The sequence below is a fragment of the Paenibacillus xylanexedens genome (genome assembly GCF_007676705.1).
Lineage (GTDB): Bacteria > Bacillota > Bacilli > Paenibacillales > Paenibacillaceae > Paenibacillus > Paenibacillus xylanexedens_C.
Genome location: NZ_VEBF01000408.1, coordinates 1 through 259, shown reverse-complemented (window position 1 = coordinate 259; position 259 = coordinate 1). Strand labels below are relative to the sequence as shown.

The following is a 259-nucleotide window of genomic DNA, read 5'->3' as shown; positions in this document are numbered from 1 at the left end:
CCTCACCCCAATATCCCCTACCCCTGCGAAACCATCCGCCACCACTTCCCCGGTCAACCCCTCCGAACGAACGGCCGCTCTACTCACAATCACACTCCCTCCCCCATAATCCCCTCTATACCATCCCGCTCTACCTACACCAATCACCGTTGTAACACCCCCCCCAATCAATTCCTCCAAACATACACCTGCTCCACCCGAACCTACACCATCACTCACCACACCCATCTCTACCCCTTCATACAAACCAACAAACCTC

At 55.2% G+C, this 259-nt stretch carries 1 pseudogene; it reads right to left on the bottom strand.

Going from position 1 to position 259, the window contains the following annotated elements:
* Positions 1-259 (bottom strand): annotated as a pseudogene (locus FS628_RS31700) (purine-nucleoside phosphorylase); the annotation flags it as partial.